We start from the raw sequence: 17271 nt of genomic DNA on the forward strand, positions 1-17271 counted from the left end.
GTCGCTAATGCATTAGTCAACACTAATTCATTCGCTGGAATAGGGCTGTTGACTATGACTGACTAGTCAGTCATGTATCACAGATGACCAGGAAGCCGACCCAAACCGCCTTGCCGTCCGCAACCCGCGCCAGCGCGAAGGGCGCAGCGCCTGCTGGCAACGTGGAGGTGCCCGCCTCGAACCGCGCCACGCGCGCGGCGGAGCGACGTGCGGCAATCGTGGACGCCGCGATGGAGGAATTCATCGCCCGCGGCTTTGCCGCGACCAGGCTCGATGACATCGCCAAGCGCGCCGGCGTCGCCAAGGGCACGATCTACCTGCACTTTAGGGATAAGGAATCGATGTTCGAGGAGCTGGTGCGTATCGTCATCGTGCCTGTGGTGGCGCGGCTGACGGCGCTGCCGCCGCCGGCGGGCTCGGTGCGCGACCTGATCGAGGCTTTCGCCGGCAACTTCCTCAAGGAGGTGATCGGCACGCGGCGCGGCGATCTCGTGCGCCTGATCGTGGCGGAGGGGCCGCGCTTTCCCTCGGTCGCCGACTTCTACTACCGCGAGGTGGTCTCGCGCGGGATCGCCGCCATGCGCGCGCTGATCGAGCTCGGCATCACCCGCGGCGAGATCCGCGACAAGGAGCTCGCGCGCTATCCGCAGATCCTGGTCGCGCCCGCGATGATCGCGGTGATCTGGCAGAGCCTGTTTGCACGGCATGCGCCGCTCGACGCGCAGGACATGCTGCGCGTCCATCTTGATTTGATTTTTGGCGAACGGAGGACGACATGACGTCGTCGCGGGTATTTTCTGCATTTGCGTTGGCGCTCGTGCTCGCAACCGGCCTTGCTGCCTGCAATGAGAAGCGCGATCCCGGTTTCCAGGGCTGGGTCGAGGCCGACATGATCTATGTCAGCCCGGATGAAGCGGGCCGGGTGACGAAGCTGAGCGTGCGCGAGGGCGACGAGGTCAAGGTCGGCGATCAGCTCTATTCCGTCGACGACGACCTCCAGCTCGCCGACCTCAACCAGAACAAGGCGACGCTGGCGAATGCGCAGCAGACCTATGACCGTGCGGCCTCGCTGAACAAGACCGGGTCGGGCACGCAGGCCAATCTCGACTCTGCCGTGTCGTCCTTGCGGGTCGCAGAAGCGCGGGTGGCGACGTCGGAGACGCGGATGGCGCGGCGCAAGGGCTTTGCGCCCGTCGCCGGCACGATCCAGCAGATCTATTTCCGCGAGGGCGAGATGGTGGCGGCGCAGCGGCCGGTGCTCTCCATTATGCCGCCCGGCAACATGAAGCTGCGCTTCTTCGTGCCGGAGACCGAGCTGCCGAAGCTTGCGATCGGCGACACGGTGCGGATCGCCTGCGACAATTGCGCGGCCGATCTCACCGCGAAGATCTACTTCATCGCGACCTCGGCCGAATACACCCCGCCTGTCATCTACAGCCTCGAGGAGCGCAACAAGCTGGTCTATCTGATCCAGGCGCGGCCCTCGCGGCCCGATGCCCTGCGCGTGGGGCAGCCGATCAACGTCTACCTCAATCCCAAGACTCCAGTGGCGGACAAGCGATGAACGGCGGCAACGGCATCGCGATCGACGTCAAGGGCCTGACGAAGTCATTCGGCGGCCGCGAGGTCGTGCATGATCTGTCGATGCAGGTGAAGCGTGGTTCGATCTACGGCTTCCTCGGGCCCAACGGTTCGGGCAAGACCACCACCATCCGCATCCTCTGCGGCCTGCTCACACCCGACAGCGGCGAGGGCACCTGCCTCGGCTACGATATCCGGCGCGATGCCGAGAAGATCAAGCGCCAGGTCGGCTACATGACGCAGCGGTTCAGCCTGTACCAGGACCTGTCGGTGCGCGAGAATCTCGAATTCGTCGCGCGGCTCTATGGCCTCGCTGACGCCCGCGGCGCCGCGCGCGACATGATCAAGCGGCTCGGGCTCTCGGGGCGCGAGGAGCAGCTTGCGGGCGAACTCTCCGGCGGCTGGAAGCAGCGGCTGGCGCTGGGTGCCTGCACGCTGCCCAATCCGCAATTGCTGCTCCTGGACGAGCCGACCGCGGGCGTCGATCCCAAGGCGCGGCGCGATTTCTGGAACGAGATCCATGCACTCGCCGCCGACGGCCTCACCGTGCTGGTCTCGACCCATTACATGGACGAAGCCGAGCGTTGTCACGAGATCGCCTATATCGCCTACGGCCATCTGCTCGCGCACGGCACGGTGGAGGAGGTGATCGCGAAGTCGGCGCTGACGACCTATACCGTGACGGGCGAGTTGAACGGCCTCGCCGCCGAGCTCGCCGGCAAGCCCGGGGTCGACATGGTGGCCCCGTTCGGCACCTCGTTGCACGTCTCGGGTCGTGACGTCGCGGCACTCGAAGCCAGCATCGCGCCGTGGCGGGAGAAGAGCGGCCTGCACTGGCAGAAATCGGCGCCATCGCTGGAGGACGTCTTCATCGAGCTGATGGGCCGCTCCAGGGACAATTTCCAATGAGCACCATCCGTGCAACCGGCCCTGTGCGGGAGATCCGCGACCGCTTCGGCTTCTGGCGCCGTTCCTATGCCATGATGGCGAAGGAGTTCATTCAGCTTCGCCGGGACCGGGTCTCGTTCGCGATGATCGTGGCGATCCCGGTGATGCAGCTTCTCCTGTTCGGTTATGCCATCAACACCACGCCGCACCATCTGCCGAGCGCAGTGCTGCTGCAGGAGGAGTCTGATCTTGCCCGCTCGGTCCTGAAGGCGTTGGAGAATACCGCCTATTTCCGCTTCGTCTACGAAGTGCACGACGTCGACGATTTCGACAATCTGCTGAAGTCCGGCAAGGTCCTGTTCGGCGTCGAGATCCCGCGCGGCTTCGAGCGCGCGGTGCGGCGCGGCGACAAGCCGGCGCTGCTGGTCGCAGCCGATGCGACCGATCCGGTCGCGGCAAGCTCCGCACTCGGCTCGCTCGGGATGATCATGCAGACCGCGCTCCAGCACGATCTCTATATCGGCGATGCGCCGGCACTGCCGTTCGAGATCCGGGCGCATGCGCGCTATAATCCGGCTGCGGAATCGCGGCTCAACATCGTACCGGGACTGGTCGGCACCATCCTCACCATGACGATGCTGATCTTCACGGCGCTGTCGGTGACGCGCGAGATTGAACGCGGCACCATGGAGAGCCTGTTGTCGATGCCGATCAAGCCTGTCGAGGTGATGATCGGCAAGATCGTTCCCTACATCCTGGTCGGCTTCATCCAGGCTTTCCTGATCGTCAATATCGGAGTGTTCCTGTTTGGCGTGCCGGTGCTCGGCAATCTGCTCCTGCTTGCGGCACTCTCGACCCTGTTCATCGCCGCAAATCTCGCGATCGGCTACACGTTCTCCACCATCGCGCAGAATCAGCTGCAGGCCATACAGATGTCGTTCATGTTCTTCCTGCCGAGCATTCTCTTGTCCGGCTTCATGTTCCCGTTCGCGGGCATGCCGGCCTGGGCGCAATATGTCGGCGAATGCCTGCCGCTGACGCATTATCTGCGCATCGTCCGGGCCATCATGCTGAAGGGTGCCACCATGCCGAACCTGCGGTTTGATACGCTGGCGCTGGCCGCCCTGATGCTGATCGCCATGACCATCGCCGTGACGCGCTTCCGCCGCACGCTGGATTGAGGCAAACTGACCTCGATGTCATTCCGGCCGATGGGTTAGCATCGAACCCGGAATCTCGAGATTCCGGGTTCGCGACAGGGTCGCGCCCCCGGAATGACCAGGGGGAATGATGGTCCGGTTTGCGAGCAGGAAGTCGCGGCAGCACGCCGTGCTATCGGAGGACTTTGAGCGCGAGCTGACGAGGGAGGTGCTGCGCACCGAGCTGTTGCGGGTGCGGACACTGATCATCACCGGCTGTGTCATGGTCTTGTTCCTCACCTCGACCTACCTGATCGACCCTGCTCTCGTGAACCGGGTCTGGCGCGGGACGGAGGGCCTCGTCCGCGAATACATCCTTTTAGGAGGCTTCATCCTCTTCGAAGCCTGGGTTCACGGCCAGATCAGGCGAAACCTGAAGCTCGATCGCGACCTCCCGGTGATCAGGCGCTATGTCGGCGCCTTCATCGAAACGTCGCTGCCGACGATCATCCTGATCCTGCAGATCCGCAGCATGGGTGCTGGGCCCGCGCTCGGCTTCGTGCTGCCGCTGGTCTATTTCATCTTCGTCATTCTTTCGACGCTGCGGCTCGATTTCTGGCTGTCGACGTTCACGGGATTTGTGGCTGGAGCCCAGCTCCTGGCTGTCGCGCTGTATTACAACTCGGTGAACGACGCCGGCGAGCCGCTGATCTACTTCCACGTTGTGCGCAGCACCGTGATCCTGGTCTGCGGCGTGCTCGCAGGCTCCGTCGGCGCGCAGCTCCGCCGCCAGTTCGCCGCGAGCATCGCAGCCGCCACCGCGCGCGACCGCGTGACCAACCTGTTCGGCCAACACGTCTCGCCGCAAGTTGTGGAACGGCTGATGGCGGCAGGAACCAGCGCGGGCGGTGACGTCCGCCGCGTCGCGGTGATGTTCGTCGACTTCCGCGGCTTCACCGCCGGCGCGCAGTCGCGCACCCCGCAGGAGGTCGTCGACCGGCTCGACGGCGCCTTCGCGGTGCTGGTCGACATCCTCGACCGCCACGGCGGCATCGTGAACAAGTTTTTGGGCGACGGCTTTCTCGCGCTGTTCGGGGCGCCGCTGGAGGCATCCGACGCCGCGCACCGCGCGGTCGCCGCGGGCCGCGAGATGCTGACCGCGATGGACCACATCAACGCGGAGACGAGCTGGCCGCTCAGGATCGGCATCGGCATCCATTTCGGCGAGGTCGTCGCCGGCAATATCGGCTCGCCCCGGCGCAAGGAATACACGGTGATTGGCGACACCGTGAATTTTGCGTCGCGCCTGGAAGCCCTGAACAAGGATTTCGGCTCACAGCTGCTGATCTCCGCATCCGTGCGCGAGGCGCTGGGCGAAGACGGCAACGATGCCGTCGCGCTCGGCGAGGTCGAGGTGCGCGGCTACGAGCAGAAGGTGGCGGTGTTTCAGCTGGGGTAGACGTCTTCCGCTAGAGCTCGCGTGTCGTTGAACGCGTGGTGAAAAAGTCCGCCGACCGGCCTCACGCCTCGCGCGCTGTTCAATGATGTGAGGTATTTTGGTAGTGCTTGACTCCCATCTCATCTAGTCATCTATATGACTATATGAATCCAGCGCCGCTCGACGACCGCCTGCCACGCTACCAGCGCCTGCGCGACGATCTCGCCGCGCGGATCAACCGCAATGAGTGGCGGCCGGGCGAGCCGATCCCATCAGAGGCCGAGCTGGCTGCGTATTACGGCGTCGCCATCGGCACCGTGCGCAAGGCGATCGACCAGCTCGTCAGCGATAACGTGCTGGAGCGGCAGCAGGGCCGCGGCACCTTCGTGCGCCGCGCGCGCTTCAATTCCTCGCTGTTCCGCTTCTTCCGCTTCCAGTCCGAGAGCGGCGAGCGGCGCGTGCCGAAAAGCCGCACCATCCGCCGCAGAAGCGTGCCGGCGACGTCGGCGGTCGCATCCGCGCTGCGCATCCCCGTCGGCGAGCCCGTGATCAGCCTGTCGCGCCTGCGCCTGATCGACGACGTGCCGTTGCTCGCTGAGGAGATCTGGCTGCAGCAGTCGCGCTTCGCGCCGATCCTCGAGATCGACACCGCCGAGTTCGGCGACCTGCTGTATCCGCTCTACGAGGAGCGCTGCGGCGAGGTCGTGGTCTCCGCCGAGGAAATCCTGACCGTCGAGACCGCCAACGAGATGCAGGCGCGCCTGCTCAGGCTCGAGGCCCATGCGCCGCTGATCGTGATCGAGCGCCTCGCGCTCGACCTCGAGCGACGACCGATCGAATGGCGCAGGTCGCGCGGGCCGGCCGACCGCTTCCGGTATCACGCCGAGATCCGGTGAAGCGGCTCTTCAACGTCACCAAGCAATAACGAGTACAGGGGTAGGAAACATGTCGAACTGGTACAGCGAAAGCTCGCCGCTGGAGCGGCGCACGTTCTGGGCAAGCTTTGGCGGCTGGGCGCTGGATGCGCTCGACGTCCAGATGTTCGGCCTCGCCATCCCCGCGCTGATCGCGGCGTTCGGCATCAGCAAGGCCGATGCCGGTCTGCTCGGCTCGATCACACTGTTCTTCGGCGCCTTCGGAGGCTGGTTCGGCGGCGCGCTCGGCGATCGCTTCGGCCGCGTCAAGGCGCTGCAGATCACGGTGGCTACGTTTGCGCTCGCGACCTTCGCCTGCGCCTTCGCGATGACCTATACCCAGCTGCTGGTTCTGAAGGCGATCCAGGGTCTCGGCTTCGGCGCCGAATGGGCCTGCGGCGCGGTTCTGATGGCCGAGATCATCCGGCCCGAGCATCGCGGCAAGGCGCTTGGCTCGGTGCAGAGCGCCTGGGCCGTGGGCTGGGGCGCCGCCGTGCTGCTCTCGGCACTGGTCTTCACCTATGCGCCGGCCGACATGGCCTGGCGGCTCTTGTTCGCGCTCGGGCTGTTGCCCGCGCTGCTCATCATCTTCATCCGCCGCGGCTTGAAGGAGCCGCCGCGCGCCGTTGCAGCCGAGAAGACGCCGCTCTTCGCCACGCTCTCCGGCATCTTCCATCGCGACGTGCTGCGTTCGACTTTGATCGGCGGCCTGTTCGGCATCGGCGCCCATGGCGGCTATGCCGCGCTCACCACCTTCCTGCCGACCTATTTGCGCGAAGTGCGGCACCTGTCGGTGCTGGGCTCGAGCGGCTATCTCGCCGTCATCATCGTCGCCTTCTTCTGCGGCTGCGTGACGAGCGGCATCATCAGCGACCGCATCGGGCGCCGGGCTAACGTCGCCTTCTTCGCCACTGCCTGCATCGTCACGGTGCTGATCTACATCTTCGCGCCGCTGACGAATGGTCAGATGCTGGTGCTCGGCTTCCCGCTCGGCTTCTTCTCCGCCGGGATCCCGGCCAGCATGGCGGCGCTGTTCAGCGAGCTATATCCGGCCGGCGTGCGCGGCACCGGCGTCGGCTTCTGCTACAATTTCGGCCGCATCGTCTCCGCCGCGTTCCCGTTCCTGGTCGGGTTCCTCAGCGATCACATCGGACTTGGACCGGCGATCGGCATCGATGCGGCATTCGCCTATTCGCTGGTGCTGATCGCGGTGCTGCTGTTGCCCGAAACCCGCGGCAAGGTGTTTGAACAGACCGCGGCAACGCGCGCCTGACGACGGATGGGGAGCAAGCGCCATGACATTCGTCTCACGCGGCCTCACGCGCCGCCGGTTTGGCGCGGGTCTCGCGTCGCTCGTCACAGTGGCCGCGACCACAGCCAGGAGTGAGGCGGCCTTGCCGACGATCGATACCCATGCCCATGTCTTCCATCGCGGTCTCAAGCTCGCATCTGGCAGGCGTTATGCGCCTGACTACGATGCGCCGCTGGCGCTCTATCTGGAGCAGCTCGACCGCAACGGCATGACCCATGGCGTGCTGGTGCAGCCAAGCTTTCTCGGCACGGACAACTCCTACCTGGTCGAGTGCTTGAAGCAGGCGAATGGGCGCCTGCGCGGCATCGCCGTGGTCGATCCCTCGGTGTCCGTGGACGAGCTGCGCACGCTCGACCGTGCCGGCGTCGCCGGCATCCGCCTCAATCTGGTAGGCCAGCCCTTGCCCGATCTCGCGGCCGGCGAATGGAAGGCGCTGCTCGGGCACGTGAAAGCGATGGGCTGGCAGGTCGAGATCCAGCGCAACGCGGCCGATCTCGCCGCGCTTGCGCCGCGGCTGCTCGATCACGGCGTCACCCTCGTGCTCGATCACTACACGCTGCCCGATCCGAAGCTCGGCATCGCCGATCCCGGCTTCCAGTCGGTGCTGAAGCTGGGGGCGACGAAGAACGTCTGGGTCAAGATCTCGGCGCCGTATCGCAACGGCGCGGCCGGCGAGGAGTTTGCAAAGCAGGCCTATCCGCAGCTGTGCAGCGCCTACGGCCTCGATCGCCTGTTGTGGGGCAGCGACTGGCCGCACACGCAGTTCGAGGCGACCCAGACTTACGCGAAGAACCGGGAATTTCTCCATGCGCTGATCGCCGACAAGAGCGAGCGTGCGCAAGTGCTCGCCTCGCCACGTCAGCTCTTTCGCTTCTAAAAGCTCTTTCCGCGATTGCTCCGATTGCACTCAATTTTGGGGCATGACGAGCGATGTTTTCGGCTTGTAGACTGCCGCGCGATGCGGCCGGTTGTGGCCGCGACTTGCATGGGGAAGTGCAGATGCAGCGCCGCTACGTCACCGTCGACGTGTTCACCGACCGCGCCTTCGGCGGCAACCAGCTCGCCGTGGTGCTCGACGCCGGCGGACTCACGACGCAGCAGATGCAGGCGATCGCCACCGAATTCAACTATTCCGAGACGACCTTCGTACTGCCGCCGCGCGACAAGGCCAATGATGCCGAGGTGCGCATCTTCACGCCGGTCCGGGAGATGCCGTTCGCGGGCCATCCCAATGTCGGCACCTCCTTCGTGCTGGCGAGCCTTGCCAAGGAGCCGAAGCCGCGCCTGCTGTTCGAGGAGAAGGCGGGGCTGGTCTCGGTCGACATCGTGCGCGAGCAGGGCAGGGTGATCAGTACCGAGCTCACCGCGCCGCAGCCGCTGTCGCGGCTGGCGGAGGTTTCAGCCGCTGACGTTGCGGCCTGCATCTCCTTGACGGCTGATGACATCAGGACCGATCACCATGCGCCACAAGTCGTCGGCGTCGGAACGCCGTTCCTCGTGGCGGAGGTGCATTCGCGCGATGCGCTCAAGCGTGCCAGGCCCGACGCGGCTGCGTTCGGCAGGGTCCTGCCGCGCGACGACGCCCGCTCGGTGTGGTTCTACACGCGCGATGTGCCCGCGGCGGAGGCGCCTAGCGAGCGGCAGGCTCGGATGTTCATGCGCGGTGCCGGCGGCCTCGCCGAGGACCCCGCCACCGGCAGCGCGACAGTCGCAGCGGCGGCACTGTTCGCCGATCTCGATCCCACGCGCGAGGGCGAGTTGAAGCTCACGGTCGGCCAGGGCTTTGACATGGGCCGGCCGAGCTTGCTGCTGACGCGCGTGCGCAAGCAGGACGGCAAGATCGTCTCCGCCCATGTCGGCGGCAGTTGCGTGCAGATGATGGAGGGGACGTTTAGGTTGGCGGGGGAGGGGTGAGTCTCTCCACACGTCATTCCGGGGCGCGACGAAGTCGCGAGCCCGGAATCCATTCATCCACCATCCCTGCCGCTCGATGGATTCCGGGCTCGCGCCAAGAGGCGCGCCCCGGAATGACAGGCGGCTACACCTGCCGCCCCGCCAGATTCTTCACCGTCACTCCATCGCGCTCCTCGATGATCTCCGCGATCATCTGGCGGTGGCAGTGGGTGTGGTCGCGCTCGTAGCAGAGCAGGCACACCGGGCCTGCCTTCTTCACCAGCGCCGAGAGCACGTCCATCTCTTCTTTCGCCTGCGGCGTCTTCAGGTGCTTTGAGTAGATCTTCTCGAGCACGTCGTATTGCCCGCTGCGTGCGGCGAGGCGGCCTTCCTTGGGCGTGCCGAGTGCGGCGAGATGGATATAGGCGATGCCGCGTTCGTCGAGTCCTGCGGACAGCTGCTTCTTGGAAAAGCCCGGCCGGCGCGATGACGTCACCGCGCGCACGTCGACGACGAGCTTGACGCCGGCGTCTTCGAGCTCGTCCAGCACCGCCTTGGGCGGCGTCTGCTCATAGCCGATCGTGAAGAGCTTCTTCGCCTTTGCCATGAACCATCCTCAGCTCACCCGCGCGATCAGTTCCATGGCGCCGTGCGGTGCGCGCACCTTGCCCTCGTGGATGACATAGGCGAACACGTCGCGCGGCTCCTTCTTCGGCTTTGCCTTGTCAATCTTCGGCAGGTCGTCGGGTTCACCGCCCGAAGCCCAATCCTTGAAGCGCTCAGCCCAGGCATCGAGCTGCTTCGGCGGATAGCAGGTCTTGATCTCGTCATTGCCCTTCTGCAGCCGCGCATAGACGAAATCGCCGGCAACGTCGGCGATGGCCGGATATTTGCCGTGCTCGGCGAACACCACCGGCGTCTCGAATTCGCGGATCAGCGCGACGAAGTCCGGCGTGCAGAAGCTGTCGTGGCGGACCTCGACCACGTGGCGCAGCGCGCGCCCGTCGAGCTTGCGCGGCAGCAGCTCCAAGAACTTGCCGAAATCGGCGCCGTCGAACTTCTTGGTCGGCGCGAACTGCCACAGCACGGGACCGAGATGGTCGCCGAGTTCCAGCACGCCGGAATCATAGAACCGCTTGATGGAATCGCCGGCCTCGGCCAGCACGCGGCGATTGGTGGCAAAGCGCGGTCCCTTCACCGAGAACACGAAGCCATCGGGCACCTCGCTCGCCCATTTGCGAAAGCTCTCCGGCTTCTGCGAGCCGTAATAGGTGCCGTTGATCTCGATCGAGGTCAGCTTCGAGGCCGCATAGGACAGCTCCTTCGCCTGCGTCAGCTTCTCCGGATAGAACACGCCGCGCCAGGGCTCGAAGGTCCAGCCGCCGATGCCGATGAAGATGTTGCCGGATTTTTTGGACGCGGTTTTTGCTTTGGCCACGGAAGGATCTCGCATCGACGTGGAGGGGAGGCGGGCATCCTAATCAAACCGGTTGTGATTGGCCAGTTGCCGCGTCCCGTCTAAGCTCGCACAGATCATCTGCGCAGAAGGAGAACAAGATGCGGATGCTGATGGTGGGAGCGGCGCTCATGATGATGACATCTGCTGCCATGACGTCTGGCGCCATGACGTCAGGTGCCATGGCCGACGATGACGACGACAAGAACGCGCAGAAGCTCGCCATGCAGGGCCGCGACGATTACTGGCATTGCCTGGCGCGGGAATATTCGCGCGACTCTAATCAGGGCCTGTCGGAGCAGGATTTCGGCCGCTCGGTCGCGGGCGCCTGTCGGTCGGAGCGGCAATATTACCGGGTGGCCATGCTGGACTATCTCACCAGCCAATATCCGAACATCGATGCGGGCGCCCATCTCGCGACCGCGAACAGGGCGGTCGAGTCGGCGCAGAAGGACATTGTGACGGCCTTCGTCAAGCACAGGCCGCCGCAGAAATAGTCCGATTGACCACTGTGGTCCCGTGGCCCTTCCGGCGCCGCGTTCATCCGTGGTATCACTCGCCGCATCTGGAACAGGGATGCGGTTTCCATGTCGTCTGAGTCGGTGGGTGGCATTCTGGGCGCGATCGTCGCGGCGGTCGTGCTCGCAGTCGCCTTCGTCTTCGGGCCGATCGGCCAGTACGGCAAGCCCCCCAGGCCGGCCAAGGTCGAGCAGGCCCCTGCTGCGGCGCCCGCAGCCCCTGCCGCGCCCGCGCCGCGAGGACCGATCATCCGGGAAGTCCCCAACCAATAGGGCGCGAAATCGACCCTTTTGCCCCTTGCGAAGCGCCTTTGTCGTCCCCATTTAGGTTCTAACGGCGACGTTGAGCGAAAAACTCCGGCGCTGGGACGACCTTGGAATAGCTTGGGCCTGCGCCGGATGTACGCGCGGTCCGCCGTTCCGGGGTCGTTGGCATTTTAGGCCCCTTTTGGCCCGCCCCCTTGGAAACCCCGGCTTGGCAGCGCCGGACGCGGCGGATATACGCTGCCGTCATGAATGAAGCGATCAGACCGGGCTCCGACCATCCGCCGCAGGCTCAAGAGGGGCCGGAACTGTCGGTCATCGTCCCGACCTTCAACGAGCGCGACAATGTCACGGTGTTGTACCGGCGCCTGGAGGCGACGCTCGTCAACGTCGCCTGGGAAGTCGTGTTCGTCGACGACAATTCGCCCGACGGCACCTGGGACGTCGTGCGCGCGCTGGCGCAGCGCGACAGCCGCGTGCGCTGCGTCCGCCGCATCGGCCGCCGCGGCCTGTCGGGGGCCTGCATCGAGGGCATCCTGGCCTCCAGCGCGCCCTATGTGGCCGTGATCGACGCCGACCTCCAGCACGACGAGACGCAACTGCCGAAGATGCTGTTGCTGCTCGCCAGCGACCAGGCCGAGCTCGTGGTCGGCAGCCGCTATATCGAGGGCTACAAGAGCGAAGGTTTCAACAAGCAGCGCGCCGGCGCCAGCGCGCTGGCGACCGAGGTCGCCAGGAAGATGCTGCGGGTCGAGATCGCCGATCCCATGAGCGGCTTCTTCATGATCCGCCGCGACCGTTTCGAGCAGCTCGCGCCAAAACTGTCGGTGCACGGCTTCAAGATCCTGCTCGATGTCGTCGCGACCGCGCACGGCACCTTGCGGGCGGTTGAGATTCCCTACACCTTCGGCGCGCGCCAGCACGGCGAGAGCAAGCTCGATTCCATGGTCGCGCTCGATTTCCTCGGTCTGGTGCTGGCCAAGCTGACCAACGACATCGTCTCGCTGCGCTTCATCCTGTTCGCGATGGTCGGCGGCATCGGCCTCGTGGTGCATCTCGCCACGCTGTTCATCGCCCTTCAGCTGTTCAAGGCGCCGTTCGCGGAGGCGCAGGCTGCCGGCGCCATCGTGGCCATGACCAGCAACTTCATCCTCAACAACTTCCTCACCTATCGCGACCAGCGGCTGAAGGGCTTTGCGCTGCTGCGCGGCCTGATCGCCTTCTACATCGTGTGCAGCGTCGGCCTGCTCGCCAATGTCGGCGTCGCCTTCTCGGTCTACGACCAGGAGCCGATCTGGTGGCTGGCCGGCCTGGCCGGCGCGCTGATGGGCGTGGTGTGGAATTACGCGATGTCCGGACTGTTCGTCTGGCGCAAGAAATAGCTCACGATGGGCGGAGCTGACGCGCGGATCGTCCGTAACACCGCGCTGGTGATTTTCGCGCTGGTGGCGCTGCGGCTCGTCGCGGCCGCCTTCACGCCTATCACTTTCGACGAAGCCTATTACTGGATGTGGTCGAAGCACCTGGCCGGGGGTTATTACGACCACCCGCCGATGGTCGCCTATGTCATCCGCGCCGGCACCATGATCGCCGGCGACACCGAGCTCGGCGGCCGCCTGGTCTCGATCCTGCTCGCGCTGCCGATGAGCTATGCGATCTACCGCTCCGCGGCGATCCTGTTCGGCGGGGCGCGCGTCGCGGCGACCAGCGCCATCCTGCTCAACGTGACGCTGCTGGCCTCGGTCGGCACGCTGATCGTGACGCCCGATGCGCCGCTGCTGGTCGCCTCCAGCTTCGTGCTGTTCTTCCTCGCCAAGGTGCTGGAGACCGGGCGTGGCGTCTGGTGGCTTGCGGTCGGCGCCGCGGTCGGCGCGGCGCTGCTGTCGAAATACACCGCAATGTTCTTTGGCGCCGCCATCCTGATCTGGCTCGCGTCCGTGCCGAAGCTCAGGCGCTGGTTTCTTTCGCCCTGGCCTTATCTCGGCGGCCTCGTTGCGCTGGCGCTGTTCTCGCCGGTGATTTTCTGGAACGCGGACCACCAATGGGTCTCGTTCGCAAAGCAGCTCGGCCGCGCCAGGATCGAGGACTTCCGTCCCGTCTTCATTGCCGAGCTGATCCCGACCCAGATCGCGTTCGCGACCCCGCTGGTCTTCATCCTCGGCGCGATGGGCCTGCATGCGCTGACCTGGCACCGGGCCGGCGCACTGGCTTCGCGCGTGCTGATCGAGACGATGTTCTGGACCATCGTCGCCTATTTCGTCTGGCATTCGCTGCATGCCCGCGTCGAGGCCAACTGGTTTGCGCCGGTCTATCCGCCCTTCGTCATCGCGGCCGCGGCCGCCGCCAACCTCGTGCAGTGGAAGCCGCGCCAGCGGCGCCTGGCGGACTTCTGCCTGCGCTGGGCCGCGCCCGTGGGCATAGTGATGTTTGCAGCGCTGATCGTGCAGGCCAACACCGGCTGGCTGTCGGGCTATCGCCGCGACGCAACCGTGCGCAGCGTCGGCGTTGGCTGGCGCGAGCTCGCCGCACAAATCGAAGCCGAGCGCGCGCGCAATGGTGCGACCTGCGTGCTCGCGCCGGATTACGGCACCACGGGCTGGCTCGCCTTCTACCTGCCGCGCGGCACCTGCGTGGTGCAGCAGAACCAGCGCATCCGCTGGGTCAACATGCCCGAGCCCGATCCCAAGCTGCTCGCCGGCAAGCTGCTCTATGTCGACGAGCTGCGCGCAGGCGGCCATCCCGCGCTCGACGAGCTCTTTGCGAAGGTGACGCAAATCGCGCAATTGCAGCGCAAGCGCGGCCCGCTCGTGGTCGAGACCTACGGCATCGATCTGCTCGAAGACGCCAGGGGCGACGTGCTCGACCGCTCGCCGCCGCCGGAAGCGCGGTAGCAGGCCGCGCTGCCTCCACATCGTCGTCCCGGCTAGGCCGGGACGACATCGAGTTTTGGGCGCAGAGCGGTGGCGATTCAGCCGGATATCTCTGCTTGGGTGGCCGCCGCGCCCGGCTTGCTCTCGTCGCGCCAGAACCAGACGGCGACCGTGCCGGAGCGGCCGCGGACCTGCGTGCGCAGCGGGCCTTTCAACGTGCTGTCGGGGGCGCCGAGGTAGTCGGCCGCATCCAGCAGCGTATCGCTCAGCGCGAGGCACGCGCCGTTCTGGGCCGCGACCTCCATCAGCCGGTTCGCGACATTGACGGTGTCGCCCGTCGCTGTGATGTGCTGATGGCTGCCGCCGAGGCGCGAGGCGACGATGGGGCCGCAATGGGCGCCGATCTTGAAGCCGAGCTGATCCCCGACTGCGGGCGGCAGCGAAGCGATCCAGCGGTCGACGCTGCGATGCAGCTCGATGGCGCATTTGAGCGCGCGCGCCGCATCGTCAGGCATCGCGCCGGGCAGGCCGAACAGGATCATGGCGCCGTCGCCGAGGAAGCCGGTGACGATGCCGCCGCACGCGGTCGCCGCCTGATCGACTCGCGCGTGAAACGCATTCAGGATGTCCCGCAACGCGTCGGGATCGGTCCGTTCGCTGAGCGCGGTGAAGCCCGAGAGATCGATGAAGACGACGGCCGCGTCCTGCCGCACCGGCTTGGCCAGGAAATCGGGATCGCGCGCCAGCCATTCCTGCACCGCCGGCGCCTGGAACTGCGCCAGCGACCTGCTCTTGGCAGTGAGATATTGGGCCTTGCGGCCTCCCGCCCACAGCTGCACGCCGGCAAAGACCGCAACCGGCGGGACCGTTGCTGCGAGCGTGGTCGCGGCGTTGAGCCAGACGCCGTGCGTGAAGGCGAACAAATTGAGCCCGGCCCAGGCGATCATTACCACGGCGGCCGCCATGATGCCGAGCGCGCTGCGCCGCCAGGCGAGCAGCCCCACCAGCAGCACCGGCAGCAGGATCGCGGTGAGCGCGTCGGCAACATGAACCTTGTGGTCGCGCACGATGCCGTCGCCGGCGACGAGATGCGTGATCGCAGTAGAGATCACCTCGACGCCGGGCATGAGGGAATCGAACGGCGTCGGATAGAAGTCGCCGCCGCCGGCGACCGAGGCGCCGATCACCACGATGCGGTTCTCGATCGCCGCGCGATTGAGCGTGCCGTCGAAGATGCTCTGTGCGCTCACGGTGCGGATGGTGCGGCGCGGGCCGTAATAAGTGATCGGCAGCGCGAAGTCGCTGTCGGTCGGCACCGCGCGGTCGCCCAGCATGAGACGGTCCGGCGCGATCGTCAGCGGCTTGTCGAGCGCGCGGGTTGCGACGCGCAAGGGGAATGACAGCTCGACCTTGTCGTGGGTCCGAAACAGCATCGGCACCGAAAGCGGCGAGCCCGATTGCCCGGTGGCGACGTTGACGACGCCGACCTCGGCATGGTCGGCAAACGCCGGCAGCGGCAGCAGGAAGCGTTCGGCTTGCGGCAGGACGGCGAGGGGGCCCTGGCTGCTTGGGGCCACGGTCTCGCTGGCGCTCGGGAAGATCGCCGCGGCAGCAAGCACCATGGGACCGGTGGCAAGTGTGTTGGCCAGCGTGGCATCGCCGATCGCGGCGCTGCGGTCGACCAGCAAGAGGTCGATGGCGATGACTTTCGGCTTGAACTGCACGATGGTGTCGACGACGCGGGCGAGATCGGCGCGCGGCAGCGGATAGCTGCCGCCGCGTTTGACGACGGTGTCGTCGATCGCGACGATGGTCACGAGATCGGGCGGCGCCTGCACGCCGCGGACCTGCGTCCGCCAATCCGTCAGCGTCGCCTCGAGGCGGTCGAGAAAGCGCAGATGACCGTTGGCGTGGGCCGCATAGATGCCGGCACCCCACAGCGCGGTGAGGACGAGGGCCACCAGAATCTGAACGCGTCTAGTCATTACGTGATGCAATCTTGTTGTCGCCCGGGCCTTGCTGCGCGCGCCTCAATTGTCGGAGCCTTGTTGACCCAGCCCTATTGACCGAGTCTCGCCATCAGCGCATCGACGCGCGGCTGGCCCCAGGTCTTGACGGTCAACGGGCCGGTCGCCTCGACATCGACGCCTTCGCCCCGTCCGAGCACGACGCCGCGTCCGCCGCTCCTGCGGGAGACGCCGACACGGCCGTCGGCGACGAAGACCGCGGTCTTGGCCTCTGCGACATCGACGGCCCATTTCGTGCCGCGTACCGCGGCGATCGCCCGCGGTGTCAGCACCTTGAAAGGATTTCCGCCGGGCTTCCTGGGCACATCGACGAGCAGCGCCTTGCTGCTCAACTCCACGGAGTCAATATGTCCGTCGCGGTTGGCGTCCTTAAGTTCAAATCTGGCGCCATTCTCCGCAACAATCGTGATGCCGTTGTCGCAGCGCCAGGTCTGTGTTCCGGCTGCGGAGGGTGACGGCGTGCACCCCACACTCGCCGGCTGGGCAGCCGCGTATCCCATCAACAACGACGTCCACGCCAGTGCAATGAATCCGGCGCGTGCGATCCCTTTCATGCCAGCCTCCGTTAGCGTGCTCGGCACAGTTCAAGGCGATGCTGATACGGTACCGTATCACACGCAGAGGCTGCTGAATAGTGCCGCTTCTCGCAGCTATTTTCTCGCTGCGGCATTTTCCAGTCAGGTGCGATCAACTTTCAGTCAGGGCGCCGTGCCGCGTGAGCAACCGACCCTTCTCCCTCGCCCCGTTCTTACGGGGAGAGGCGAAGGCGGAGCCGGACACACCAGCCTCGCGCAATGCTTCCTCGCTATCTTCCGGGTATTGAAGACCACGAAAATGACTTGGTTGGATGCGCCTAGAGAGGTGGCCGTAAGACGTCCGCTGATCGCTCGATCCAGCCGAGAATTATGGTTAACAAACGCGACTAAGTCCGTAGTTCTGCGGGCTTTTTTCTCAGAATGAGACAGCGTTAA

The 17271-nt window shown here is 65.7% G+C and carries 17 protein-coding genes; 13 read left to right on the plus strand and 4 right to left on the minus strand.

The window, feature by feature from the left end:
* Positions 1–83 precede the first annotated feature (83 nt).
* From GGD63_RS07540 to GGD63_RS07580, 9 genes are all read left to right on the plus strand, one after another.
* Positions 84–779, plus strand: coding sequence for a TetR/AcrR family transcriptional regulator (locus GGD63_RS07540; protein ID WP_183240438.1), 696 nt, complete (start codon positions 84–86; stop codon positions 777–779).
* Positions 776–1564, plus strand: coding sequence for an HlyD family secretion protein (locus tag GGD63_RS07545; RefSeq protein WP_183240439.1), 789 nt, complete (start codon positions 776–778; stop codon positions 1562–1564). The genes GGD63_RS07540 and GGD63_RS07545 overlap by 4 nt, the downstream gene beginning before the upstream one ends.
* Positions 1561–2490 (plus strand): ABC transporter ATP-binding protein, encoded by a 930-nt coding sequence (locus GGD63_RS07550; protein ID WP_183240441.1) that lies wholly within the window; start codon positions 1561–1563, stop codon positions 2488–2490. The genes GGD63_RS07545 and GGD63_RS07550 overlap by 4 nt, the downstream gene beginning before the upstream one ends.
* Entirely contained in the window at positions 2487–3650 is a 1164-nt protein-coding gene (locus GGD63_RS07555) for an ABC transporter permease (protein WP_183240443.1), read from the plus strand. The genes GGD63_RS07550 and GGD63_RS07555 overlap by 4 nt, the downstream gene beginning before the upstream one ends.
* Positions 3651–3759: 109 nt before the next feature.
* Positions 3760–5067 (plus strand): adenylate/guanylate cyclase domain-containing protein, encoded by a 1308-nt coding sequence (locus GGD63_RS07560; protein WP_183240782.1) that lies wholly within the window; start codon positions 3760–3762, stop codon positions 5065–5067.
* Between the two features lie 143 nt (positions 5068–5210).
* On the plus strand, positions 5211–5942 hold the full coding sequence (locus tag GGD63_RS07565; protein ID WP_183240444.1) for a GntR family transcriptional regulator: 732 nt from the start codon (positions 5211–5213) through the stop codon (positions 5940–5942).
* A 49-nt stretch (positions 5943–5991) separates the two neighbouring features.
* Positions 5992–7233, plus strand: coding sequence for an MFS transporter (locus GGD63_RS07570; RefSeq protein WP_183240446.1), 1242 nt, complete (start codon positions 5992–5994; stop codon positions 7231–7233).
* Positions 7234–7255: 22 nt separating this feature from the next.
* Positions 7256–8149: an amidohydrolase gene (locus GGD63_RS07575; protein WP_183240447.1), complete on the plus strand. Its 894-nt coding sequence runs from the start codon at positions 7256–7258 to the stop codon at positions 8147–8149.
* Between the two features lie 122 nt (positions 8150–8271).
* The gene (locus GGD63_RS07580; protein WP_183240449.1) at positions 8272–9186 is read left to right on the plus strand and encodes a PhzF family phenazine biosynthesis protein; all 915 of its coding nucleotides are present in this window, start codon (positions 8272–8274) and stop codon (positions 9184–9186) included.
* Positions 9187–9310: 124 nt separating this feature from the next.
* On the opposite strand, the gene GGD63_RS07585 is transcribed toward GGD63_RS07580, so the two are convergent.
* Positions 9311–9772, minus strand: a complete 462-nt coding sequence (locus GGD63_RS07585) for a DUF488 family protein (protein ID WP_183240451.1) — start codon at positions 9770–9772, stop codon at positions 9311–9313.
* Positions 9773–9781: 9 nt separating this feature from the next.
* Positions 9782–10618, minus strand: coding sequence for a DUF72 domain-containing protein (locus tag GGD63_RS07590; RefSeq protein WP_183240452.1), 837 nt, complete (start codon positions 10616–10618; stop codon positions 9782–9784).
* Between the two features lie 104 nt (positions 10619–10722).
* Here GGD63_RS07590 and GGD63_RS07595 point away from each other — a divergent pair, with 104 nt between their 5' ends.
* From GGD63_RS07595 to GGD63_RS07610, 4 genes are all read left to right on the plus strand, one after another.
* Entirely contained in the window at positions 10723–11118 is a 396-nt protein-coding gene (locus GGD63_RS07595; RefSeq protein WP_183240454.1) for a hypothetical protein, read from the plus strand.
* A gap of 90 nt (positions 11119–11208) precedes the next feature.
* Entirely contained in the window at positions 11209–11412 is a 204-nt protein-coding gene (locus GGD63_RS07600) for a hypothetical protein (RefSeq protein ID WP_183240456.1), read from the plus strand.
* A gap of 239 nt (positions 11413–11651) precedes the next feature.
* Entirely contained in the window at positions 11652–12785 is a 1134-nt protein-coding gene (locus tag GGD63_RS07605; RefSeq protein WP_183240457.1) for a glycosyltransferase family 2 protein, read from the plus strand.
* A 6-nt stretch (positions 12786–12791) separates the two neighbouring features.
* On the plus strand, positions 12792–14294 hold the full coding sequence (locus GGD63_RS07610; protein ID WP_183240459.1) for a glycosyltransferase family 39 protein: 1503 nt from the start codon (positions 12792–12794) through the stop codon (positions 14292–14294).
* Between the two features lie 77 nt (positions 14295–14371).
* On the opposite strand, the gene GGD63_RS07615 is transcribed toward GGD63_RS07610, so the two are convergent.
* Entirely contained in the window at positions 14372–16258 is a 1887-nt protein-coding gene (locus tag GGD63_RS07615; RefSeq protein WP_183240460.1) for a CHASE2 domain-containing protein, read from the minus strand.
* A gap of 74 nt (positions 16259–16332) precedes the next feature.
* Positions 16333–16854, minus strand: coding sequence for a FecR domain-containing protein (locus GGD63_RS07620; protein WP_183240462.1), 522 nt, complete (start codon positions 16852–16854; stop codon positions 16333–16335).
* Positions 16855–17271 lie beyond the last annotated feature (417 nt).

The organism is Bradyrhizobium sp. cir1, assembly GCF_014198245.1.
Classification (GTDB): Bacteria; Pseudomonadota; Alphaproteobacteria; order Rhizobiales; family Xanthobacteraceae; genus Bradyrhizobium.